22 protein-coding genes are annotated in these 22,611 nt (G+C 62.7%); 6 read left to right on the forward strand and 16 right to left on the reverse strand.

Annotated features, from left to right (window positions below):
- The first annotated feature begins 62 nt into the window (after nt 1–62).
- The 3 genes from QRN53_RS11985 (at nt 63) to QRN53_RS11995 (ending at nt 3,257) form a co-directional block, all read left to right on the forward strand.
- A complete protein-coding gene (locus tag QRN53_RS11985; RefSeq protein WP_285244067.1) occupies nt 63–932 on the forward strand; it encodes a S1C family serine protease in 870 nt (289 codons plus the stop codon).
- A gap of 152 nt (nt 933–1,084) precedes the next feature.
- Nucleotides 1,085–1,501, forward strand: coding sequence for a DUF7793 family protein (locus tag QRN53_RS11990; RefSeq protein ID WP_285244068.1), 417 nt, complete (start codon nt 1,085–1,087; stop codon nt 1,499–1,501).
- 520 nt (nt 1,502–2,021) lie between these two features.
- The gene (locus QRN53_RS11995; protein WP_285244069.1) at nt 2,022–3,257 is read left to right on the forward strand and encodes a glycoside hydrolase family 26 protein; all 1,236 of its coding nucleotides are present in this window, start codon (nt 2,022–2,024) and stop codon (nt 3,255–3,257) included.
- A 32-nt stretch (nt 3,258–3,289) separates the two neighbouring features.
- Here QRN53_RS11995 and QRN53_RS12000 read toward each other — a convergent pair whose 3' ends face one another.
- From QRN53_RS12000 to QRN53_RS12010, 3 genes are all read right to left on the reverse strand, one after another.
- Nucleotides 3,290–3,781 (reverse strand): Hpt domain-containing protein, encoded by a 492-nt coding sequence (locus QRN53_RS12000; RefSeq protein ID WP_285244070.1) that lies wholly within the window; start codon nt 3,779–3,781, stop codon nt 3,290–3,292.
- A gap of 169 nt (nt 3,782–3,950) precedes the next feature.
- Nucleotides 3,951–4,097: a hypothetical protein gene (locus QRN53_RS12005; RefSeq protein WP_285244071.1), complete on the reverse strand. Its 147-nt coding sequence runs from the start codon at nt 4,095–4,097 to the stop codon at nt 3,951–3,953.
- Nucleotides 4,098–4,108: 11 nt separating this feature from the next.
- A complete protein-coding gene (locus QRN53_RS12010; protein ID WP_285244072.1) occupies nt 4,109–5,203 on the reverse strand; it encodes a glycosyltransferase family 2 protein in 1,095 nt (364 codons plus the stop codon).
- Nucleotides 5,204–6,923: 1,720 nt separating this feature from the next.
- Here QRN53_RS12010 and QRN53_RS12015 point away from each other — a divergent pair.
- Nucleotides 6,924–7,184: a ribbon-helix-helix protein, CopG family gene (locus tag QRN53_RS12015; RefSeq protein WP_285244073.1), complete on the forward strand. Its 261-nt coding sequence runs from the start codon at nt 6,924–6,926 to the stop codon at nt 7,182–7,184.
- A 458-nt stretch (nt 7,185–7,642) separates the two neighbouring features.
- Complete coding sequence (locus tag QRN53_RS12025; protein ID WP_285244074.1) at nt 7,643–8,227, forward strand: plasmid pRiA4b ORF-3 family protein; 585 nt, start codon at nt 7,643–7,645, stop codon at nt 8,225–8,227.
- 396 nt (nt 8,228–8,623) lie between these two features.
- Here QRN53_RS12025 and QRN53_RS12030 read toward each other — a convergent pair whose 3' ends face one another.
- The 6 genes from QRN53_RS12030 to QRN53_RS12055 all read right to left on the reverse strand — a co-directional run bounded on the left by QRN53_RS12030 (nt 8,624) and on the right by QRN53_RS12055 (nt 14,428).
- Nucleotides 8,624–10,090, reverse strand: coding sequence for a tyrosine-type recombinase/integrase (locus tag QRN53_RS12030; protein ID WP_285244075.1), 1,467 nt, complete (start codon nt 10,088–10,090; stop codon nt 8,624–8,626).
- Nucleotides 10,083–10,436 carry a helix-turn-helix domain-containing protein gene (locus QRN53_RS12035; RefSeq protein ID WP_201433288.1) on the reverse strand — a complete coding sequence of 118 codons (354 nt, stop codon included), beginning with the start codon at nt 10,434–10,436 and terminating at the stop codon, nt 10,083–10,085. Before QRN53_RS12035 ends, QRN53_RS12030 begins: the two co-directional genes overlap by 8 nt.
- On the reverse strand, nt 10,429–11,559 hold the full coding sequence (locus QRN53_RS12040; RefSeq protein WP_285244076.1) for a tyrosine-type recombinase/integrase: 1,131 nt from the start codon (nt 11,557–11,559) through the stop codon (nt 10,429–10,431). The genes QRN53_RS12035 and QRN53_RS12040 overlap by 8 nt, the downstream gene beginning before the upstream one ends.
- Nucleotides 11,560–11,856: 297 nt before the next feature.
- The gene (locus tag QRN53_RS12045) at nt 11,857–12,408 is read right to left on the reverse strand and encodes a DUF6036 family nucleotidyltransferase (protein WP_285244077.1); all 552 of its coding nucleotides are present in this window, start codon (nt 12,406–12,408) and stop codon (nt 11,857–11,859) included.
- Complete coding sequence (locus QRN53_RS12050) at nt 12,405–13,019, reverse strand: helix-turn-helix domain-containing protein (protein ID WP_285244078.1); 615 nt, start codon at nt 13,017–13,019, stop codon at nt 12,405–12,407. The genes QRN53_RS12045 and QRN53_RS12050 overlap by 4 nt, the downstream gene beginning before the upstream one ends.
- Nucleotides 13,020–13,294: 275 nt before the next feature.
- Nucleotides 13,295–14,428 carry a tyrosine-type recombinase/integrase gene (locus QRN53_RS12055; protein WP_285244079.1) on the reverse strand — a complete coding sequence of 378 codons (1,134 nt, stop codon included), beginning with the start codon at nt 14,426–14,428 and terminating at the stop codon, nt 13,295–13,297.
- A 60-nt stretch (nt 14,429–14,488) separates the two neighbouring features.
- Here QRN53_RS12055 and QRN53_RS12060 point away from each other — a divergent pair, with 60 nt between their 5' ends.
- A complete protein-coding gene (locus QRN53_RS12060) occupies nt 14,489–14,683 on the forward strand; it encodes a hypothetical protein (RefSeq protein ID WP_285244080.1) in 195 nt (64 codons plus the stop codon).
- Between the two features lie 387 nt (nt 14,684–15,070).
- Here QRN53_RS12060 and QRN53_RS21785 read toward each other — a convergent pair whose 3' ends face one another.
- The 7 genes from QRN53_RS21785 to QRN53_RS12100 form a co-directional block, all read right to left on the reverse strand.
- Nucleotides 15,071–15,562, reverse strand: a complete 492-nt coding sequence (locus QRN53_RS21785) for a ParB family protein (protein WP_350224166.1) — start codon at nt 15,560–15,562, stop codon at nt 15,071–15,073.
- A gap of 218 nt (nt 15,563–15,780) precedes the next feature.
- On the reverse strand, nt 15,781–16,779 hold the full coding sequence (locus QRN53_RS12075) for a fumarylacetoacetate hydrolase family protein (RefSeq protein WP_285244081.1): 999 nt from the start codon (nt 16,777–16,779) through the stop codon (nt 15,781–15,783).
- Between the two features lie 11 nt (nt 16,780–16,790).
- Nucleotides 16,791–17,864, reverse strand: coding sequence for an amidohydrolase family protein (locus QRN53_RS12080; protein ID WP_285244082.1), 1,074 nt, complete (start codon nt 17,862–17,864; stop codon nt 16,791–16,793).
- A 10-nt stretch (nt 17,865–17,874) separates the two neighbouring features.
- Nucleotides 17,875–18,912 carry a cyclase family protein gene (locus QRN53_RS12085; RefSeq protein ID WP_285244083.1) on the reverse strand — a complete coding sequence of 346 codons (1,038 nt, stop codon included), beginning with the start codon at nt 18,910–18,912 and terminating at the stop codon, nt 17,875–17,877.
- On the reverse strand, nt 18,909–19,868 hold the full coding sequence (locus tag QRN53_RS12090; protein ID WP_285244084.1) for a fumarylacetoacetate hydrolase family protein: 960 nt from the start codon (nt 19,866–19,868) through the stop codon (nt 18,909–18,911). Before QRN53_RS12090 ends, QRN53_RS12085 begins: the two co-directional genes overlap by 4 nt.
- Nucleotides 19,869–19,875: 7 nt before the next feature.
- Entirely contained in the window at nt 19,876–20,895 is a 1,020-nt protein-coding gene (locus tag QRN53_RS12095; protein ID WP_285244085.1) for a VOC family protein, read from the reverse strand.
- Between the two features lie 695 nt (nt 20,896–21,590).
- Nucleotides 21,591–22,598, reverse strand: coding sequence for a PDR/VanB family oxidoreductase (locus QRN53_RS12100; protein WP_285244086.1), 1,008 nt, complete (start codon nt 22,596–22,598; stop codon nt 21,591–21,593).
- Between the last annotated feature and the right edge of the window lie 13 nt (nt 22,599–22,611).

Raw genomic sequence — 22,611 nt, forward strand, 5'->3', positions numbered from 1 at the left:
CGGTCGTAGGTGGGGGACTGCCAGCGGTTCCGGGCGTGGTCAAGGAAGTCGAACCGTCAGTCGTGACGATCCGCACAAATATAGGCCTCGGCAGCGGAGTCATCTACCACAGCGACGGATCCATCGTCACCGACGCCCACGTCGTTGAGAACGAGCAAAAACAGCCCTTCAAGAACGTTCAGGTCCAGTTCGCCGACGGCTCCCAGTCCCAAGGTACCGTCCTAGGCGTGGACGACGTCACGGACGTTGGCGTAATCAAGGTCGACCGTAATGGCCTTCCGGCAGCCAAATTCGCTTCTTCCGATCCGGAAGTGGGCTCTATGACCGTCGTGATCGGAAGCCCCTTAGGGTTGGAGGAAACAGTCACCGCAGGAATCGTATCCAGCCTGCACCGGAATATGCCGCCTTCCAAGGAATCACCGCACGGCGCCATCGACCTACTGCAAACCGATGCCCCCATTTCTCCCGGTAACTCCGGCGGCGCAGTAGCAGACTCAACCGGACAGGTCATCGGACTGTCCGAGGCGTACCTGCCACCCAGCTCCGGAGCAGTTGCCATCGGGTTTGTGACGCCATCGTCCACGGTTACCAGCGTTGCCGACCAACTCCTGGCCAGCGGAGCGGTGAAACACGCAGCACTCGGTGTCGTCCCCACCGACATCACACCGCAACTAGCTCAACGGTTCTCTCTGCCCGCCACTGCCGGAGCATTGATCGTCAACGTTTCCCAAGGCAGCCCAGCGGACAATGCCGGCATGAAAGCAGGCGACATCATCACCAAATTCGCCCAAACGCAGATCGGAAACGTTACAGACCTGCTCGTGGCACTCAGGAAACAGGACCCCGGACAGCAGGTCGACATCGTGGTGCAGCGCGGATCAACACCGCAGACCCTGCACGTCACCCTCGGAAACCTGGCCGCAGCACCTTGAGAAGCGCCCGCACACGTGGCAGCGGGAGCAGAATCCACAACTACCCGAGCAAATAAGCCGGGACGCCGGAACTTCCGCCCGACTGACAGCGTCGCAAAGAGACAACCAGAACACCTAGGAGATCCACCGGGCCTTAGGGCAGGGTGAGGCCATTGGGTCACACGGTCAAAAATAGTTTGGCTTTCGCGAGAGGGGACGGTATTAGCAAGCTGGACATCAAGGGCAAAGGCACGATGGAGTTGTCCGGTGGAATCCTTCACTTGCGCTGGAAGCAAGGAGCTTACGTCGGCATTGACGTAGCCAACGCAGCCCTTGAAGCCATCTCCACCATGGGCCAAGGCGCCAGGTTGCCGATGCTGGTCGAAATTCAGGGTGTGACCCACTCGGCTGCCGCTCGAAAAGTCTTTCCCGATCCATCCAGCATCTCGCGTATGGCACTCTTGGGTTCCTCGCCCGTTGATCACGTGATCGCTATGTTCCGCCTGCCCCTATTTCGCCAGCTCCACTCCTGCGCGGAACTAACCGGGGTACTGCTCGAGGAACATCTGCGGCGACCAGACGTCACTTGAACGGGAACCCAGCTCACCCCCCGGTGCTGGACGTTTCGTCACCTGGGGGAGCGGAATCCAAACGCCGCAAGTTGAACTTTCGTCAACCTAAAGCTGCGACGCAGGAGTATCTCGTTCACGCTTATGGCCCGGTTCAATGAAGCTTTGCCACGCGTAGCGGACCGACGACGGAAACTGGGCCGCTGACGTGGGGGACGCCAGCCGGCCGTCCGTCGCCGGCCGAGTTCAACTTTACGCCGATACAGGAAGAGGTGGTTTGCCTGGGTTTCACATTTTCCGTAGCCGGCGCGGCAAAGCCCGGTGATGAATGGCGTCGCCAACGGTGCGCTCGGTTCCAGACGATGACCGGCAAGACGGGTGCCGCCGGCCTAGACTCCGGGGAGAGGCACAGTTTTCCCGCAGCATTCGATCAAGTCCTGATCAACCTCAGCGCAGGACCTTTACGATCAGGCATGTGCCGCCCGGCGCATCTGGCCGACAGCAAACGTTGCTGCCATGACGATTCTGGGGAACGATCGCCGTGTTGAAATCCATAAAGACATACCTGACCGCCATTGCGGCAGGTCTGGGTCTGGCGCTGGCCATGACGGTGGTCCAGCCCGCGGCCGCGCAGGCGGCCACCGCGCAGATTACCCTGAGCCCGGCGACGGGGCCGGCCGGCTCCTCGATCACGGTGACCGGCAGCGGCTTCAAAGCCTCCACCACGGGAACACTGATCGTAGGGTCCGCTACGTTTGCCTTGAAAACGACGGCATCCGGGGCGTTCAGCGCCCCGGCCACCATCCCCGCAACCGCTACCGGCAAAGTCACGGTGACCGCGAAAACCTCGTCCGTGCAGGCTTCGGCAGCGTTCACGGTCGCCGCTCCGGCGGCACCTGCGGTGCCGGGCGTCAGTACGGCCAGGCTCCGTTTCGGGGTCGCGACCCCCGGTGGTCCACTGGCCAGTACCGAGTTGGATGATGTCTCCGTGCTGGCCGGGGAGGCCCCCTCGAGCGTGTTGTTCTATGAGGACTTCCTCCAGCCCACGCCCATTGCCGAGATGAACGCGATCCGTGCCCGTGGAGCCGTTCCTCTGGTCACCTGGGAGCCCTGGGCTTGGGGCGGGGACGCCAATCAACCCGCGTACGCGCTGAACAGAATCACCGCAGGGGACTTCGATGCGCACATTATCCAATGGGGGCAGGCACTGGCGTCCTGGGGTTACCCTGTCCAGTTGCGGTTCGCCCACGAAATGAACGGTGACTGGTACCCGTGGGCCGAAAGCGTCAACGGCAACCAGCCCGGAGACTATGTCAGGGCGTGGCGGCATGTTCACGACCTGGTCTCGGCGCAGGGCGCGACCAACGTGTCCTGGGTATGGAGCCCGAACGTCCCGTATTACGGATCGACGGACCTCGCCGGTCTCTATCCGGGGGCCGGTTATGTCGACGTCGTCGCTTTGGACGGCTACAACTGGGGAACCTCCGCTTCCTGGAGCACATGGATTTCGCCGCAGGATCTCTTCGCACCGGGAATCGCCCAGCTTCGTTCCCTGGCACCGGGGCTTCCCATCCTCATCGCCGAGACCGCATCCAGTGAAGCTGGCGGGGACAAGGCGGCGTGGAACACGCAACTGATCTCCTACCTGGCCGCGCAACCTGATGTGATGGGCTTCGTCTGGTTCCATATACAGAAGGAAACTGACTGGCGGATCAACAGCAGCGCCGCCTCGGCCGCAGCATTCAAGTCCGCACTGCAAGCCCGGCGCACGCCCTGAAGAAAAACGGACGCCGAGGTTGAAACCGCGTGCTAGCCAGCGGCCCACCCCCGCGAATCGGCCCGTGGTGGTTCCGTGAGGGAGTAGGACATGAGCCAGTTGAGGGTGTGTCTGCCGCAGTCACTGATCGGCCCAAGGAAGATATCGGCCGCACGGAGCAGTGTCACTGCGGGGTCCGGTCTTGCGTTCACGTGGATCCGGGATTCCAGGTCCACGGCCAGGCCGGCCAGCTGCGTCGCGCCGACCATCAGGCTGGAGGATTTAAGGCTGAGGACCGCGTCCACGGCATCGTCAAAGTTCCCCGTGACCAGCGCTGCCCGCAGCCGCTGGATCCGCCGTGGAAGGTACAGAGCATAATCGGCGATGAACGCAGTGACCAGGCCCGTGTCATTGTCCAGATCCTCCCGCAACCGGTCCAATACGGATTTGTCCACCAGAGGTCGGCCGGCATTCCCGCGCTGCGGCGGGACAGGCATCTCCGCGGGGACGGTAAGCCGGTATGGTGTGCTGCTGATCTCGTTCATATTTCCCTTGAGGTTTCGTGGCTGGGACTTGGTGCAGCAGGTGCTTCGCGACAGGTCCGCCAGCATGCAGAATCAAAAACCTGCGGACTGACAACGGCAGCTGAGGGGGCGTTACAGCAGCGTCTCTCTGCTGCAACGCGCCACCGGACTCATGGCGTCTGCCCCAGCTCTATGGGCGTACCTTGCCGCCGCGGCGGACCAGGGCAAGCAGTGCCACGCCGATCAGCATGATGCCCAGGGCGGTGAGCAGTCCGGCGCCGACGTTCAAGCCGGTGTAGGCCAGGGCGGCGCCGCTGGCCGGGACTGCTGTGTTCATTCCGTACATGATCAGTTGATTTCCTCTGCTGTGTATTGGGCTTCCCAACGGTCAACACGCCGCCGGGTGACTTTGCTGGCGGCAACGGCCCACCAGGAGGCAAGGAACCACCCGGAGCGCAGCCACATAAAAAGTTCCTGCGGAAAGAAGGTCGCAGCGAGAGCGACGTCCTTCCAGTCGCGGTGCGGGATCCGCAGCGCGCGTTTGATGTCCAGGGTCACGAACAGGATCGGGACCAGCCACCAGAAGAGCACGACGTGGAAGACCCCCAAAGACAAGGCGCCGACGATCACGGCGAGCCACAACAGCTTCAGGAAAACCCCGAGCAGGCCCATCGCCTGCTGCCCCCAGTCACGCAGAGTTAGCCGGTTCAGCCCCAGATCTAAGAGATCCTCGACGGTGCCAACCTGCCACTTCATCCGCTGACCCCACAGGGCCTTGAGCGTCTTCATCGAATCCGTGTAGGCGCGCACGTCAGGGGAGACCTGGCAGATGTAACCCTGTTCCCGGATCCGGTAGGTCAGCTCAAAGTCCTCCACCTGGGAGGTGTAGACCCACGGTCCTTCCCGGTCGTCCCGGGACGCGATCTGCCGCAGGACGGCGTTGTTGATCGCGCAGCCAGTCCCGGCCAGGACGCTGGTGCGGCCCCGCCGCAAAGATGTATCCGTCCAAGTCGCGAACTCGGCTTTCTGCAGCCGGCTCAGCAATCCGGGGTCCTGCATGGTGAATTTCGACGACGACCCGCCCAGCCGGGCACCGCGCCGACCTTGGAATTCGCGCTCCCACGCTGCCAGGGCATTGGGCGGAAGAACAGTGTCCGCGTCCAGACAGACCACCACGTCGGCGTCGTACGCGAATTCGCGCCACGCCCGGTTCAACGCCTCAGACTTGCGGTGCTCCAAGCGGGGGAGTTCCAGCACGGTGACCGGGAACTGCCGGGCCCGCTCCGCGGTCCCGTCGCTGCAGCCGTTGGGGATCACCACGACAAGATCCGCCGGACGGGACTGACCCATGACGCCCTCTAGGGTCGCGCCAATGGATCCTTCCTCGTTGTAGGCCGGAACCAGCACCACAATCTTTAACGCAGGCAGTGCCGCGGGCGCCATGTCTTCCTTCCAGAGTCATCCACCGGCCCCGAATGGGAGCCGCGGACTCATCCTCGAAGGCACACATCAAGGTGCACGGGGACAAACCATTAAGATTGGCTCAATATTTACAAATGCCACCCCGGTCGTGGGAAGGGTCAAATAGGGGAAAGGTCCCCATTCACTGTCAGCCCACAGGAGCCTGCGCTTCCACCCCGTGGTGGGATCCATTTGCCTCCGCGGAGGCTCCATATCCAGCCCGCAAGGGCACCGCACCCGGAGGTACATCGTACGAAATATGCATGTTGCTGAAGAGGGTACTCAGCGGTAACCTGATTGAGGCCGAGTACGGCACCTATTACCGGTGTCTGGAGAAGCCAGCAAGACCCCGAGCCACCCCCCAAGGACTCGGGGTCTTCTGCTTGTCAGATCCGTTGGTTAAGATGAGCCAGGAACTGCCCTTGCAGTGGGTGTTTCTGCGCGGCAGAGGGACCTATTTGGGGGCCTCTGCCGCTTTAGCGTGTCCGCTCCACAGCAGCCGAGCTCCCGCCGCTACGCAGAATCCACGGGGTAGTACTGCTGCTGCCGTGGCGACTGTCGAACTCATCGGCAACGGACACGGCCTCCTCGGTGTCAGCTGCATCAAGCTCTTTACCTCAGCGCCGTTCGTTTATGCCAGCCGACAGGTCTCCATGCGTCAAGAATAGAGCGGCCGGCTACTCCTGGTGGTCCCGTGCCCTAAAGGCGCCATACGGAAACGGCCCCTGGTAATAAAGGCACGTGGGGCAGCTGCACCGGTGTGGAACCTCCACGAGTTCGAGCCCCTCATCCACGGTGTGCTTCTCTAGGGTCCTGGTGATGACCGGCGCGCCGCACGCCGGGCAGTAAGCCTCTCTCACGGCACCTGCCTCCGATACGCGGCGGGCAGGTTGAACAGTATGGAATGCACGATTCCAACGTCCACCTGGCGCGGCGCTTCACGTTAGAGCCGAAAGACCCGGAATGTTACTCCGCAGTAGGAACTGACTCAACGTTGCTTCCGGCAGCCCGAGTCGCCAGCCTGGGCCAATCAGTGGACTCCGGCTCACAACGGATCAGTGCTGGAGAATCCACGAGTGCCACGGATGCCGACATACGGCAGAAGCCGCTCGTCACGAACCTCAAGGGCAGCCCAGAAAGCCTTGAACCAACACTCCCCCAGCCAATTTCAAGAGCCGATAGTGGATATTTCGTCAAGTCGTGGTGGCGCAGATAGGGGAGAGGCGCTGTTCATCCATTCGGGGTCAGACTGACCGTCTGGAACGCGCTCTTGGACTGCTGATCTCCTTGATCGGATGAAGTCTTCTCTGCTTCAACCTCAGCGATGAAGAGGCCTCCGTCCCGCCGTTCAAACGGTGACACCGTGCCCGCGGGTAGTAAGGCGATGCCGGCGTTGGCCGAAGGCCCTGGAATTGGCGAAACTCCGGCCAAATAGCGGTTGGCCGAAGTTCCATGAACAACCCTGCAGGGTAAACCTTGGGGTTGGCTGGAAACGCGGGGAGTGGAGGGTGTTACTTCAACGCTGCTTGACGGAGGTACTGGTAGACCGTTTCCCTGCTGATTCCGTAATCGCGGGCCAAGCCGCAGTGTGAGGGAGGGTGACATGCGTTGCGAAGTCGCCGCCTCACTTCAGATACCAGCCGATTGCACAGTCAACCCGATTTTCTGGTCACCGACACAGAATCGTATTACGATTATCTGCATGGAACGCAAGATGAACGGACGGACGGTCTCTGAAGCCGAAATTGACGGGTGGGTCGAGGAAGCCGAAGCCGGTTACGACCTTGAAGAGCTGAAGGCGCGGATGGGGCGCCCTGCCCGGGGCGCGGAAGCGTCTCAAGTCATTCCCGTACGCCTGACGGTTGACGAGCTTGCGGCGGTGATGGCGCGGGCCGAGCGCGAGCACCTCAACCGTTCCGAAGCGATCCGCGCCGCCCTGGCCGCTTGGTCGCACGCGGCGTGATCGTCCGCCGCTCCGCACAAAAGCACGGGATCAACTCCGCTGACATAATCGAGGCAGCAACGTGGCCGCTGATATCAGTCCCCTTGGACGATGACGACCCGCGCAGATTCCTCCGCCTCGGTTTTGACACCCATAGCCGGCTGCTGGAGCTCGTGGTGCTGGTCTGGGACGATGGACGCGAGGAAATCATCCATGCAATGAAATGTCGACCCAAGTATCTTGGGCTGCTCGGCTAGCACCATCGCACCGAAACGTCAGAACTCACTAAGCCCAGCCCTGACGCATCCACCGCCTAGGAAATGGGCCTTTCAAACAAAGCTTTCGTCAAGTTAACGGCCGAGGCTGGGGAAGGGGTCCTGCCTTTTACAGGCGGGGCCGTGGGGCCTGTAAAAATGGGGGCCATGGACAAATTTGAGACCGGGACGGGTATGGGACAGGACTTCGTCCTGGAGGTTCGTGTGGCGCTGGTCGACAGTGTGCCTGAGATTTGGCGTCGATTCGAGCTCCGGGGCTCCCTGACTTTAGGTCAGGTACATCAGGTCCTGCAGGCAGCATTTGGCTGGGAGGACGCGCACCTGCACAGGTTTGTAACAAGCGACCCGTTCGCGCCGCTGCAGCCGGTCGACGGCGACTTCCCGGAAGTCCCGCAGTGGCTTCCAAGGCAGCAGTGTGAAGAACCCGGCGACAGGCCTGAGGAGGATTGCTCCCTGGATCAGCTGCTCGCGCTGGGGTCGGGCGAGGCGTTCTACGAGTACGACTTCGGTGACAGCTGGCTTCACCGGCTCGAGCTCGTTTCCCGCCGGCCCGCAGACGGAAACAGTCCATCGGCCCGCCTGATCGACGGCGCCCGGCGCGGCCCGCTGGAAGACTCCGGAGGTTTGCCGGGTTACGAGGACATCATGGATGCCTTGGCCGATCCATCGCATCCTGATCACGCCGAACACGCTGCATGGGTGGCCGACATAACCGGATCTGCCGAACCATTCGACCCGGCCCTTCTGGACATCCCGGCCGTGAACCGGGCGCTGGCTAAGCAGTTCTGACTTCCCGTGTCTGTCGGGAAAACGTCACGCACTATGCCGGGAAACAGCCCCTTCTACCGGCCCTCCCCCGCCCATTCTTGACTGGTAGCGGGACGTCTTGATGTGGGACGAGTTGCCTTTTGGGTTTTGTAGGGTTTCCATGCTGACGGAATCATGAGTCACTATCCGTATGGATTGGGACGAAGCGGGTAGAAGAGCGGACCTCAAGCTGTGGAGGGCCTTCTTTTGGATTGGTCTTGTCCTGCTGGTCCTGGCCGTTGCCAACGTTCTTTTCGTTCTGTCTGATCCTCCGAAAAACTGGTGGCAGTACTTATCCCCTTTATTCAACGTTCTGGTTGGCGTTGCAATGGTGATCTATAGCCGCCGCAGATATCGGTCATGATGTGACCGTTTGCTCTAGCGTGCACTCACCTTGCGAAGAGTCTCTATGTATTCCATGTAGTTTGCCGAGGATGCCAGGGCATGGCGATCGATTGTTGCCGGGGAGTAGCCGAGGGCTTCGGCGATGATTGCCACGGGGGCGAGTTTGGTGAGTTCGTGGAGGGTTCCGAGCCTGGCCGCCCGACTGCTGAAGGCAGTGCTCAGCCGTTGAGTGAGGGTTGATGCTTGGATGTGCCGGCCGGGTGAGCCGCCGCGAAATACCCAGTTGCTGTTGGGATGCGCTGCTGTCTGGTGATGGGTTGGCGCGGCTACGAGTTCGCGCCAAGGCTCATCGATCGGCGACGTAAGTGCGATTTCGACGGTTCCGAGGGTGATGGTGACGAGTTCCTCCGTCACGGTGACTTTGTCCCAGGTTAGTTGGACGATGTCGGAGACTTGCTGGCCGAAGACCAGGACGAGGATCGCTGCTGCGCGGTCTCTCGGGTTGATCTCGGCCCTCTGGCTGAGGTTGGCAACGAGCTCGGACTGAGCTGCGGCGTCGAGCCGCCGACTGGTGCCGCGGCGGTGGGGCTGCAGTTTCAGGGACGGGTCGATGAGGTTGGTCCTGATTGCCCAGTCGAGGAACCGTGAGGCGATGCTTCGTGTCGTCGGGCCTTCTGCCTGCCATCGGTCCAGGTGCGCCTGGTTCACTTCGGCGAGTTCGGTTCCTTGATCGCTAAGCCAGTTCTGCAGTTCGATGGCGACGGTAACTGCCTGTTTGGCCCGCAGGAACGTTCCTCGGGTAACTTCGTCCATCTGGTTCATGCGGCGCTGGTGGTGCCAACGGATGTATCGGCGGGTGATTTCGCGGTGGCTCGGGCTGGTGATCCGGTCGAGGGCTTGCTCGGCCCAGTCGCTGAACCTAGCGCTGAGTTCATCGCGTCGCGGTAGTGCATTGTGTTCAACGAGTAGTCCGCGGACATATTCGCGGGTGCGCGATGCCGGTAGTTCGTCAAGGCGGGCGTGGGTGATCACAGGCTCGGTGGCGAGTTGTTGGAGGAACTCGGTGACGTGTGGCTGCTGGATCCAGGTGAGGCCGCTGTTGGCGCGTTTCATGGACTTCAGAGCGGTGCCGACTGCCTGGAGTTCGGGGGAGGGCGGCTGGTTGTCCGGCGGGCTGAGGATCCGGTCAACGGTCAGGGCAAGGATGCATGACCAGCACCGGCTGCCGGAATGGAGTTCGTCTTCTTTGCCGCATCCGATGCAGTCGACGTTGAGGCGGACGCCGGAGCATCTCCGGCACGCCGGCAGGCTGTCGACGCGGCCAGGTAGCACGCCTTCGTGGCCGCAGGCGCAGGTGCCGCGGGTTCGTTTGGCTTGCTGGTAGCAGTAGCCGCAGATTCCGCCGTCGGGCCAACGGACCGCGATCTTGTGGTGTTCGGCGCAGCGCCCACAGGCTTCCGGCCATTTTTGGGAGTCGCCGGCTTTACGGGGTCTAGTCATCTTCGTCCGGCGGCAGCACTCGGATCCGGCGGGCGATCGGCGCTCCGGGTGTGATGCCGAGGTCTTCTGGCCGCTTCGGGGCATTGGCGGTCTTGGCGGCGCGCATCTGCACGAAGGGTTCAAATAGGTCGTTAGGCGTGCATTCGAGGATGTCGCAGAGTGCTGCGAAGGTCTGGGCGGGAATGCGCTCGGGTGTTCCGGTGACGAGGCGGTGGACCTGGGCGTTGGAGAGGTTGATGCCCCGGGCCTTGAGCAGGGGCAGCAGCTCGGTAGTCTTCCAGAGGTTTCGTTGGGCCATCAGCTGCCGGAGGTTCCAGCGGTAGCCGATCCGTCGCTGTTCAGCCATGGCTGTTCCCCTCGCCGTCGCCCTTGCGTAGCCGCTGGGCGATCATTTTCTGGATAGTCTTCTGTTTAAAGTCCGCCGACACGGAAGTATAGAGGGCCGTGGTGGAGGAGTAGCTGTGCCCGACCTGCTGCTGGATGAACAGGGGGTCGTAGCCGGCCTCGATCAGATGCGTGACATACGAGTGCCTCAGCGTGTGCAGGGTCAGTTCTTCCGGGAGCCCGGCGATTTTCCGCACCCGCTGGAAAGAACGGTCGAAGTTGCGGTGAACAGTCGAGCCGGAGCGCTCCGATGGCCAGAGGCTGGCGGACCGGTCAGCGGTAGGGAATCGTTTGCGGCCGTCAGGGGAGAGCCAGTCCTCAAGGAGCCCCACTACCCAGTCGAATTCCGGGACGGTCAGAACGGTGCGGCGGCGGGGGCCTGAGCCCTTGGTTCCCTTGGCCCAGCGCACCTGGAGCGCCCCGAAGCGGCCGAACTGTTCGACGTGCGGGTTGGGGCCGAAATCGACGTACTCGAGCATTACCAGTTCCCGCCGACGCAGTCCGTAGGCGTAGGCGACCTTGAATGCCGTCGAGTCCCTCAGTGCCGGCAGCCAGCGCTTTGAACCCTTGGCGAATTCGGCGTCGACCAGGTCGTCGGCGGCGTCAAAGAACGACTGCAGTTCCGTCCGCGTGAACGCCCGGCGCCGTGCCGGCACGGCATCGTCCGTCGTGTGCCGGGGTGAGTTCCACTCAAAGACGACCTGCACCGGGATGTCGGAAAAGACCCGTTCGCAGAACGACGCCCAGCCGTAGCGTCCGTCCGTCAGGTAGGAGCAGAACGCCCTGATGGCTCCGGAATTGGCCCTCAGGGTTGATAACGCCAAGCCTTTCTCCGAGCTGCGCCGGTCCGCGAGGAATTCGTCCACGTGATGCGCCGACCACCTCCACGGATACTCGTTGGCGTGCTCCTGGAACCGCTGGACCGTCCCGCAGGAGCTCTTGATGTACGACGTCGACAGGCCGCGCGCCAGCATCTGCGCACGCCAGCCATCCAGCATCGCCTCGAAAACGCGATCCTCGGCCCGCAGCAGCCCGACATTCACGTTGGTCAGAAAGGCCGGAATCCGCCCAGGTTCGATACTCACAGACCAAACTGTACGCGAAATCTCTCATCTAATGAGAGACTACGTTGCTGCGTCGCAGCATCCTGCACATCGACTCATTCATGTTGATCGGCGCGGATGTCGCACTGCACCCGTTTGACCTGCACAAACAGCCGAAGGCACTGCGGGACCAGTTCTCTCATCTACTTCTACTCGTCCCACTCAAAAGCCGATAATAAAGATTCTGTAAAGCTGGGCGCCTGCCTCATCGGAGGCAGCTGATGCCCGAAGCTACTGTTCATACGGGTTGTAGCTCGGGATAGTCGGTCGGGGCGAGGTTCAGTTGTTGGTGCTGTCCAGGGCTTCTTGGGCGACGAGGAGCAAGTCGTCGCGGTTACTGAGTTGCATTGAGTGCTCACCGTAAAGCTCAACGGCTATGTCTACCGCCGCTTCGGCGGTGCGAATGTCCAGTGCGCGGCAGAGCACCGCGATATCGGGGATGTCACGGTCCCGCCCGGCCGCGAGCTTCATGGCTAGGAGGAACCGTGGTGAGGCGACGCGCAGCACGAGGTTGTCGGCGATCGTCACTTCGGCCGCTTCCGTGTCCTGTCCGTCCGGGATGTAGGCCCGGGCGGCGTTGTTCAGCCACCGCGGGTCCAAGCCCATTTCTTGTGCCATGTCCGTGGCTACGTCCTGCACCGTCTGCTCCGGTTGGTACACGGCATCGATGTCTGTTGTAGAGCGTCGGGAGTCGAACTCGATGGCGATCGCCGCACCGCCGACGAGATAGATATCGGCGCCCGCGCCCCCGGCATGGAGTCGGCGGGACAGTTCTACGAGAAGCTCCCGGATGTCATCCGACCCGTAAAATGCGCGGCGTCCTGCTCTCATGCTGCGGCCAGGTTCGCGGCATCGAAGACGATGTTCGCTTCGGCGAATTCAACGGGTGTCCGTTCTGCCATTCGTTGCTTCCAGGCAGGGGAGACGTGCTTGCGGGGGGTGGCATACCATTTAGACTCCAGCGGGGGAGTACTTGTCCAGTCCGGCTCTTTCAGTCCGTGCTGGTGGCACTTGTAGGCGAAAGTCCTGGCCAGCAGGGCATCCCAGCGCTTGCGACCGGTCGACGCGGGCCGGGCGCGAAGGAACTGCCGGCGGTCAGTGGAATTGAGATGGTCGAAATAGCTGGCGGCCATGGACAGTACCCGCATGGCGAAATCCGGATCGCCGTTGCGCAGCTCCCGTCTGATCTCACGGGCTGCGGTTTCCGCGGTCCAGTAAAGTTGCGGATCCCGGGGGGCCTCCTCAATGGCCAGCCCGGTTCCCAGCTGCGCGAGAACCTTCAGCGCAGTGCTGATGGAGACGTTCCTGCCCTGCTCGAGATCAATGAGGGTTGAACGGCTGATACCGGTGGTACGGGCAAGTATTTCCTGTGACAGGCCGGCATGGAGCCGGTGACTTTTCACCTGCTCGCCAAGTTCCTGCGCGTCCTGGATTCTCTTCACGTCAATCACACTTCCATGTCGGATAAATCCATCATAGTGCGCTACTGACGTGTGGGCTCCAGGGAAGCCCACTCATACCAATAGTGTCTTCCGCACTCGGAAATCTGGGGGCTAACTGCCGCGAAGATACCTCCTCCGAGGAATTCCCACAGATTGTTCCCGAGGCTGGAGTAGGGTCCGCCATCCGCGTGCGGAGGCGACCTTGACGCGGAGTCGCCTTAAGCAGGGAATAGCGCCGGGCTCGGTAGAGCAGACCAAAAATGGACCACCCAGAGTTAGAGCATGAGGCCTCTGACGGACCGTTCGGTCGCGTCGGCGCCATCCTGCAGCGCCTGAGGCATGAGATGTCCGTACACCTGCTCGGTAGTCCGAACGGATGCATGACCCAAACGTCTTGATAAGGCGAAAAGGGAAATCCCACCGTCTTGGATAAGCCAGGAGGCATGGGTGTGCCGCAAGTCGTGGATTCGCGGGGACTTCGCCAGGCCCTGCGCTTGTGCAGCGTCGACAGCTGGCACCCAGTGGTGTTGCCAGAAGGGTTTGTGAGCGATTCGCTGGCCGTCCGGCGTTGTGAACAGCAGCTCGCTGCCCGGCCGGTCTGCCACTAAAGGAATGAGCAGGTCTACCAGGGCGGGATTGAGCCCGGCACTGCGCTTTCCTGCCCTGGTTTTGGTCGGGCCCAGGTAATAGCGGGATTGCCCGTCGCGTTTCCACGCTTTGTTGATGCGAGCGGTCGGCGGTTTAGAGAGCAGATCGATATCGGCGACCTTGAGTGCGGTTGCCTCCCCGAACCTGGCCCCCGTCATGACCAGGAATTGCACCAAAGTCTTGTACTGAGCGTGCATGCATCCAGCGAGCAAGCTGAACTCGGCATGGGAGAGGAACAGAGCATCGTCCTCTGCCCTTTCAACTGTAGGGAGGGGGACGCCCCGGCAGGGATTCCGGGAGATGTACCCGAGCAACTGGGCGGTCTTCATTGCAGCCGAGAGCAGCCCATGCATGTTCTTGATGCTTTTCGGTGCGACACCGTCGACGGCAAGGCCTTTGACCCAACGCGTGACGTCCCGGTACCCGAACTCGTCAACCGGTATCTGACCGATCGTGTTCCGAATTCGCAGGTCGAGAATCCGCTGATACGTGCCGATAGTCCCGGGGGAGGGACGCACCAGCAAGTCGATATGTTCCTGAACAACTTCCGCGACGGTGGGACCGCCCTGTTTCCCCAGCGGGCCCGCAGGCTCAGATGACTTCGGCATCTGCCCGTTGTCATTCAGGTAGCGCAGAAGGTCGAGGGCTTCCTGCTCCGACCTCACGGTCAGACGGCGTTGATGACCGGACCTGTAGTCCCGCCACCGCACCGAGAAAGCAGGAGTCCCATCCCAACGGACGCGGGTAATGATGCTGGCCACGAGGACAGGCTACGCCCCCGCGAACCCGTAGTCAGCAGAGAGGCTGACCTACCATTAGGTATGGCCACGAAGAGACCAGATCCGGCACGCGAGGGCCCGGATCACTCACGGCAAAACCCCGGCAAAGAGTACCGCCAGGACAACGAACCGGGCCCCGGAAGTCAGAACGTATCGCGGCGTCGAACTATCGACGAGGGGCTCAAATACGTCCTGGTCCACGACGCTGAACTTCTGGCCCGCCTCGCCGACGCCTGACGACAGCCCCTCGCATCCGATTTCCCCGTCAAAGCACACCTAGCATTCGAGTTCCTACTTCGCGGAATGGCGTCAGAATGATGATGATTTCCGCATTATTGACACCTGCTCGTGAGCTTCTCAGACCCCACCCTGACAGTCAGAGGGAGACGAAACCAAGGTGCGTGCCTTGAGATACGTCGACATAATCCAAGGAACCTGGACCGATTGAGGTCTGCTTGGGGTGTGCGGTGGTGATGTCATCTGTTGTGACTCGCGGGCTCCGTAGAACAAGTCTTAAGCCCCCGGCCTAGGCGACGTCTGCCCTTATCAGACGCCTTGACGTCAGGTTCGGGTGTACCTCATCTGATCGCTCGGAACTCCCGTTCGGCATTACCTTTTACACGGTTACGGCAAGTCCTCGCGTACGGCTTCTTGGCCACGGGTAGGGCGACCGCGACGAATCATGCCGGCAGGTACGCCCGGCCAACTCCGTCCCCCGTTGTACTTCTGTTGCAATCGCTTGACTTCCTCCATAGTCGCCGCCACCACTAAATCAGACAGGGAGACATAACCCTCCCCCGGACCAACGGCCTGAAGTGCGGCACGAATTTGGGCCGCCTGATCTGGAGTGAAGTATGGGTTGATGTGCGCAATCGATTTCGCCTTGGTAGGTCGCCGCTTTGCTTCCCCCGTCGTAGCCGCAGTATCGCGTTTGCGACGGCTCGTCCCCTGCTTCGACTTAGAGAGAGGTGTCACCTGAGGACTCGGCGAATATTCCAAGGCCCGGATGGCGTCCCACACCTTCAGGCGGGTGTGGGGAGCGACAATGTCCGGATTGCGGAGAACGTTGGAAACGGTCGCCACCGAGACGTATGCTGCGGCAGCGACATCTGTCATGCGAGCTGTATTTTGCAACGAGTCTCCAGGATAAATACTTGATTCAGACTGCCGTCGCTGTTCGTTGACCAGCTAGTCAGGCTTCCTTGCGTGAGCTTGCCGAGCACACCAAGACACAGCAGCGTGTAGCTCGGTCCTGGTTTCTCGTCGGCAATCCATGTGGTTCAACCGGACGACACACCACTACCGTCCGGCCCTCGAGCTGGAGGGAAACCACCCTAGGTTCCGGACGGAGCAGCAGCGGCGACCCGGTTGCGCGGACGGGTCCGGGCGGGAACCCGGGTCACGGCCTCGCGCCGGGCGCCCACCGTGTTCTCGATGGTTCCGATCCCTTCCACTGTCATCTTCACCACGTCTCCGGTTTTCAGCGGCGGGGGAGTCTGGGCGCCGTTGCGTCCCCAGAGTTCGGCCAGGCAGCCGCTGCCGCAGGTGCCGGAGCCCAGCACGTCTCCTGGCCGCACCACCGAGTCCTGCGAGGCATAGGCCACCAGCTCTGCGAACGGCCAGCCCATGTTGGAGAGCAGGTCCTGGCCGATCGCTTCCCCGTTGACTTCGACAGCCATCGAGATCGGCAGGAACCCCTCGGCGTCATGCCGGTCCTCGAACTCGTCCGCCGTGACAATCCACGGGCCCAGCGTATTGGCGAAATCCTTGCCCTTGCACGGGCCCAGGCTGACCTTCATCTCCCGGCGCTGCAGGTCCCGCGCCGACCAGTCATTGAGCACCGTGTAGCCGAAGATGTGCCGGTGAGCCTCCTCCGCGCCCAGGTTCCGCCCGTCGCTGCCGGGAACACGTCCGACGACGGCAGCCATCTCCGTTTCAAAGTCCAGGTCCACGCAAGCCGCCGGAATCCCGATCACCTCACCGGTGCCCGTCACCGTATGCGGGTTAGTGAAATAGAAGGTGGGCGCCTCGTACCATTCCGGCACCACGCCCGCCACACCGTCGATGCTCTTCCGCACGCCTTCGACGTGTTCCTCGAACGCCACGAAGTCCCGGATGGTAGCGGGCACCAGCGGGGCGAGCAGGCGCACACCCCCCAACGGAACGGCAACAGCGGAACCAATGACCTCACCGGCAAGTGCCAGCGTCTCCTCGAGTCCGGCATCAAGCAGCGTCTGGACGGACTGCCCTGCCGGCAGGGCAAAGCAGTTTCCGCCGTCCACAAAGCCGGACAGCGTCCCGCCGTCGCGATTCCACCGGGCAATCTTGACCATGTACGTGTTCCTTAAGCGTTGCGTCGGGCAGCCAGGGCGGCTGCCGCGGTGATACCCAGCGTGCGGGCGTTGCCGCCCAAAACCCGGGTTTCGTCGTCGGCCGGGAGCCCGGCGGCCTGCACCTCGTCCACCGGGAGGTCCGAGCCCATGTCGAACGGGTAGTCCGAGCCGAGCATCACCTGCTCCGGACCAGCGGCGGCCACGAGAGCCTGCAGTTCAGCGGGGCTGTGGACGAGCGAGTCGAAATAGAGCTTCTTCAGGTAGGACGACGGCGGCTGGGCGCAGCCGTGTGCCTCGGGCCGGACCTTCCACGCGTGGTCCGAGCGGCCCAGGGTGGTGGGAAGATAGCCGCCGCCGTGCGCTGCCACAACCTTGAGCTCCGGGTGGCGGTCCAGGACGCCGCTGAAGATCAGGTGGGACAGGGCCACCGCATTTTCGGCGGGCTGGGAAACGGTGTTGGCTAGGTAGAAGCGGTCCAGCCGCTCGTCCAGCGAGCAGCCGAACGGGTGCAGGAACACCAGGGCGCCCAGTTCCTCGGCGCGGCCCCAGAACGGTTCCAGCCGGGGATCGGACAGTTCCACGGTGCTGCGCCCGGGATCCCCGGGGGTGGCGGCGAACGAGCCGATTTCGACGCCGAGCAGTCCGCATTCCAGCACGGCGTGCTCCAGGGTTTCCACCATCAGGGCGGGGTGCTGGAGCGGGACCAGGCCCAGGCCGTTGAGCCGCTCCGGCGCGCGGTCCACAAACTCCCGCACCGCTTGGTTGGCGGCCTTCGCCAGTTTGAGGGCCAGCTCTTCCCCTGCGAAGTAGTAGAAGTGCGACGGCGACGGGGAGACCAGCTGAACGTCCACCCCTTGGGCGTCCATGTCTGCGAGCCGGCGATCCAGGTCCGTCAGCTGGGGCCAGCGTTCCTTGATCATCCTGCCCGACGCTGCCATGGACTCCGGCCCGTTGCGCCGCAGTTCCAGGGCCTGCTGGGCGCCGAAGCCGTCGGGATCCGCCTCGGCCACGAGCTGCTGCAGGGCCGGAAGCAGGATGTGGGCGTGGACGTCAACGGTGGCGACGTGAACAGAATCGATGCTCATGCTGGCTCCTTCATCGGACGGCGATCGGGTTGACGGGTGATCCGACTGCCCCGGTGATCGGGAGCGGGGCTGCGGTGAGCAGGAAGTCGTACCTGCCGTCCGCCGCGCATGCCTCGGCCAGCCCGTCCGGGTCCCACATCTCGCCCAGGAACAGGCCAAGGTTGGGGATCGCGATCTGGTGCAGGGGCTGGAAGGCGGCGTCGAATTCGTTCGGACGGACCTCGAAACCCCAGGTGTCGGTGGCGATTCCGGCGATTTCGTTGCGGTGCAGCCAGGGTGCAGTAGTGAAGGACAGCCCCGGGGCCGACCCGCCGGCGTAGTCTCCCCAGCCGTCGCGGCGGACCCGCGTGTACTGGCCGGTGCGGATTATCACGATGTCACCGCGGCCCACTATTGAGCTGGGGCCCTGGAGGTCGATGGTCCGCTGGAGGTGTTCCGGGGTGATGGCGAATCCGTCCGGCAGTTCGCCGTCGTTCCTTCCCAGTTCGGGGCCGAGCGCCCGGCCGACGTCGAGCAGCACGCCGCGCGTGACGATCTTGGCGGCGGCGGTCTCGATGCCGGTCACCAGGTCGCCCTCCGAGGTGACCACGTCGCCGGCGGCGCGGCCGTTCCAGGCCTTGCCCTGGTCGAAGATGTGGCCCAGGCCGTCCCACTGGGTGGAGCACTGCAGTGGCATGGCGATGAAGTCGTCCGCGCCTCCGATGCCGTGCGGGAAGCCCTGGTTGCCGCGTTCGGCGTCCACCCCGGTGTCCGTCATGGTGTGGACGGGGTTGGTGCGGCGGCGCCAGCCCTTCTGCGGGCCGTTGGTGTCGAACGGCTGGGACAGCGAGAACGCCTCGCCCGTCTTCACCAGTGCCGCGGCTTCAATTCGCTTGCCGGCGTCGATGTAGTTCAGGGTGCCCAGGACGTCGTCCTGGCCCCAGCGGCCCCAGTTGTTGTGTGCCTGCGCCATGGCCCGGATGCTGCCGAGCGGGTCTTCACGCCGGATGACCGGGGAATCAGTTGATTCCCCGGTGCCGGTGGTCAATGCAGTGTCCTGGGTGGTCACCGGACGCCTTCTCTTGTGGTTTCGTCCTTGCAGTGGATGAGTTGGGTGCCCAGGCCCGTGATGGTGCCCTCCATAACGTCCCCGTCCTGGAGCAGGCGGCCCCAGTGCTGGCCGTTGCCTGCAGGGCTGCCGGTGAGCACCAGGTCGCCGGGGCGCAGGGGCATGATCTGCGACGCTTCGCTGACCAGCTTGGCCACACCGAAGATCATGTCCTGCGTGGACTCGTCCTGCATGGACTGGCCGTTGAGCTTCAGGGTGACCTGGACGTCCTGCGGGTCGCCGAAGAACTTGGCGGGCACCAGCAGCGGCCCGGTGGGCAGGAAGCCCGGGGCGTTCTTGGCGCGGTACCAGTCCGAACCGATGGCGGGCATATCCTTGCGGAAAACGTATTCGCGGGTGGTGATGTCATTGACCATGGTGTAGCCGAAGACGTACTCCAGGGCCTCCTCCGGGGTGACCCGGAACGCCGTCTTTCCGATCACCGCCGCCAGTTCCAGCTCCCAGTCATGGGACGTGGAGTAGGACGGCAGGGTGAGGTCGTCCGTGGCGGAGGCGATCACCGTCGGAAGGCCGATGAAGAAGTACGGCGTGCCCTGACCTGCGCGCTTGTCCATCATGGCGGCGGTCTTGGCGCGCACTTCCTCCTCGTCCTCGCCGGGTTCGCGGTGGGCTGCGGCAAGATCGATCACGTGCTTGCGGTAGTTCGCCCCGGTCTGCAGGACCTGCGCGGGCTCCACCGGAGCAAGGATCTCGACGGCGGCACGCGCCAGGCCGGTGTCCTCGCCCGCCGAGGCGGCCAGGCTGTCCAGTTGGGGTTCGGTGGTGTCCCAGTGCTCGATCAGGGAGTTGATGTCCCCGTCCAGCGGCAGGACCCGGTCCTCGACCAGCAGGCCCGCGTGGGCCTTGCTGTCGCCGGCTTCCTGGAAGCGGACCAGTGCGTAGTGCGTCTCGGCCATGGTGTCCTCAGCCCCGGCCCTGCTTGGCGTACGGGTTCAGGAGCGCTTCCTTCATTTCCGGTGATGCGCCTTCTTCGGTGGCGGTGAAGCCCTCGGCGGGCGGGAAGGATTCGGTCATGGAGTGCGGCATGGCGCCGTTCTTGTAGAAGTTGTTCGAACCTTCGGACGGCTTCCAGGTGTTGGCTTCCCAGTCCGGGACGTAGTTCCGGTAGCCGCCGGAGTTGAGCTCCACGCGCAGGCCGGAGGGGTCGCGGAAGTAGAGGAAGTTCTGCTCGCCGATGCCGTGGATGGAGGGGCCGTATTCCATCGGGGTCCCGTTTTCCATGAGCACATCCGCGGTGCGGAGCAGATCCTCGTGCGAATCTACCCAGAAGGCGATGTGGTTGACGCGGCCGGCGCGCTTGGAGGTGTCCAGGACAACGCCGAGGTCGTGGGACTTTTCGTTGGTGGTGAGGACGGAGAACACGGTGATGGGTGCTTCGTCCAGGTCGGTGAAGGCCATGACGCGGAAGCCCAGGGCTTCGTTGTACCACTTGGCGAAGCCGCGGACGTCGGAGGACGCTACGGTGACGTGGTCCAGGAAGCGGGGGGCGGCGGCGTGGCTGCTGCGGCGTTCCGGGCGGTCCGGGTAGGTGGATTCGAAGCCGGGTTCGGCCACGAATTTTTCCACGTCGTAGAAGAGGCGCATGTGGTGGCCGTAGGGGCCGGTGAATTCGTAGGCCTTGCCGTAGCCGTGGCCGCCGGCGGTCCAGGTGCCCTGCACGCCGGTCGTTTCAACGCGCTGGGCTGCGGCTTCGAGGGCTGCCTGGGAGTTGGTGCGCCAGGCCATCCGGCCCAGGGACGCTTCGGGGCCTTCGGTGATTACCAGGCTGTAGCGGTAGTAGTCGCCCCAGCAGCGCAGGTAGACGTTGCCGTCCACTCGGTCGATGATGCGCATGCCGAACTTTTCCTCGTAGAACCGTGCCGACGCTTCGACGTCCGGGGTGGTGATCTCGAGGTGGGCAAGATGGGAGAGGGGAGTTTCCACGGTGAAGTCCTTTTGGTTACTGGCTGCGGTCTGATTGGTGCAGGTCCTGTAACCACAGTGCGACACCTCAGATATCCAGGGGAAGACGACTTTTTCTATAGCGGCCATACGCGCCGTGGATGGTAAAGGCAGTCGTTCGCGATGGACTGAGATGCAAGGATCCTCATTGTTGATTCAGATTTTGGAACCCAGAACGGGTCTCTCCACGTTTCATTGCCTGGTTGTGCACACCGGCGGAGAACTCGTTTTTATTCGTCGCAACCCTGGTTCGGAGAGATTTCCCAGCCGCAACCACGTTCGCACAGCGGCACCGTTCCGGCCGCTCCGCCAGGAAACGCCGCGAGGCTCTCGAACACCAGCGTTTTTAGGCCAAGCCGCCTCACGTGCAGGGGACGTTCTGGTCTGAAAGTGCTGACACACACGTACCCGATACGTGGTCCCCACCGGCGACGCAACCCTCGTCCTGCCAGCCTGAGTACCAGGCTTCTCTCCAAAGAAAAGGTCAGCACGAGTTGACCGGCCGTCTTGTATGGGCATGCCCTGCCGGGACGACTTTCTGGCGGCGATCAAAGTTTTTGCCGTCAACTAGCCCGATTCGACGATGGCCCTCGATGAGATCTCTGGCGAAGGCGGCTACGGGAAGGCACGGGTGGAGCATAGGCCTCTGCCCGGCCTGCTATCGAGCCATCCTTGCGTCAGGGGACTGCTATGGTCACTACCGCTGGAGCGGTGGGCGGATCGCTTGTGAGGAGATTTTTCGAGGTAACGGCGCGGGAAACGCAGCAGGCCATCTTCGTAGTGGCGGTCTGCTGGCGAGTGCTGTAGAAGACGTCCCGGTGGTCTATGGTGCCGTCAAGCTCGAGGATCCGGACCTCGCAGAGTCCGCATTCGCCCTTGCGGCAGCCGAACATCATGTCCGCACCGGCATCCTCTAAGGCTTCAAGCATGGAGTTGTCCTGTCCCACTCTGATTTCCAGTCCTAATGTGGGGACCTTGACGATGAATTCTTCAGGCTGGTACCAGCCGCTGTTGCCGAAGGTTTCATAGCGCAGGTTGGGGTAGTTGAGTCTGGCTTCGGTCCAGGCACGGCGGACGGCGTCCATAAGCCGGATCGGGCCGCACATGTACAGCTCAGTGTCGGTCGTGGCGCTGGCGACGAGCTGCCTTACATTCAGGGGTGTTCCCTCATCGTCGACATGAACAACCAGATTCTCACCATGGAGTTGCTGCAGCTCGTCCAAATACGCCATCGCGGCACGGCTGCGGCCAGCGTATACAAGGGTGTAGTCCAGACGCAGGTTTTTCAGGATCCTTGCCATGTTAATCATGGCGGTGATGCCAATACCTCCGGCCAGCAGGATGTACCGCGCAGCTCCTACCCGAAGTGGGAAGTTTTGCAACGGTTGTGTGATCTCCAGTTGGTCCCCGGGCTGAAGGGTGTGCATAAAAATCGAGCCGCCGCGGGACAGAGGCGTCTTCAGGACGCTGATAGCGAGGCGCCTGCCACCCTCGTTTGACTCCACGACCGAGTAGGATCGCCTGTCTTCACGGCCGTCGATGCGGACCCTCACGTCGATATGTGAACCAGGTTCCGCGTTTACAGGGAGCTCCGGCGCGAGCACAATCCGCTGGATGTTGGTAGCGACGCTGCCCACCTCAACAACCGTCCCGTATTGCCAGACCTCTGTGTTTGTTGCTGCCATGTCTATTTCACCT

The organism is Pseudarthrobacter sp. fls2-241-R2A-127 (assembly GCF_030209355.1).
GTDB lineage: Bacteria > Actinomycetota > Actinomycetes > Actinomycetales > Micrococcaceae > Arthrobacter.

Coding starts and splice junctions, on each gene's coding strand:
- QRN53_RS12000 (WP_285244070.1), bottom strand. CDS start 3,781: ATGAACGAGATCAGCAGCACACCATACCGGCTTACCGTCCCCGCGGAG.
- QRN53_RS12005 (WP_285244071.1), bottom strand. CDS start 4,097: ATGAACACAGCAGTCCCGGCCAGCGGCGCCGCCCTGGCCTACACCGGC.
- QRN53_RS12010 (WP_285244072.1), bottom strand. CDS start 5,203: ATGGCGCCCGCGGCACTGCCTGCGTTAAAGATTGTGGTGCTGGTTCCG.
- QRN53_RS12015 (WP_285244073.1), top strand. CDS start 6,924: ATGGAACGCAAGATGAACGGACGGACGGTCTCTGAAGCCGAAATTGAC.
- QRN53_RS12030 (WP_285244075.1), bottom strand. CDS start 10,090: ATGACTAGACCCCGTAAAGCCGGCGACTCCCAAAAATGGCCGGAAGCC.
- QRN53_RS12035 (WP_201433288.1), bottom strand. CDS start 10,436: ATGGCTGAACAGCGACGGATCGGCTACCGCTGGAACCTCCGGCAGCTG.
- QRN53_RS12045 (WP_285244077.1), bottom strand. CDS start 12,408: ATGAGAGCAGGACGCCGCGCATTTTACGGGTCGGATGACATCCGGGAG.
- QRN53_RS12060 (WP_285244080.1), top strand. CDS start 14,489: ATGGCCACGAAGAGACCAGATCCGGCACGCGAGGGCCCGGATCACTCA.
- QRN53_RS21785 (WP_350224166.1), bottom strand. CDS start 15,562: ATGACAGATGTCGCTGCCGCAGCATACGTCTCGGTGGCGACCGTTTCC.
- QRN53_RS12075 (WP_285244081.1), bottom strand. CDS start 16,779: ATGGTCAAGATTGCCCGGTGGAATCGCGACGGCGGGACGCTGTCCGGC.
- QRN53_RS12080 (WP_285244082.1), bottom strand. CDS start 17,864: ATGAGCATCGATTCTGTTCACGTCGCCACCGTTGACGTCCACGCCCAC.
- QRN53_RS12090 (WP_285244084.1), bottom strand. CDS start 19,868: ATGGCCGAGACGCACTACGCACTGGTCCGCTTCCAGGAAGCCGGCGAC.
- QRN53_RS12100 (WP_285244086.1), bottom strand. CDS start 22,598: ATGGCAGCAACAAACACAGAGGTCTGGCAATACGGGACGGTTGTTGAG.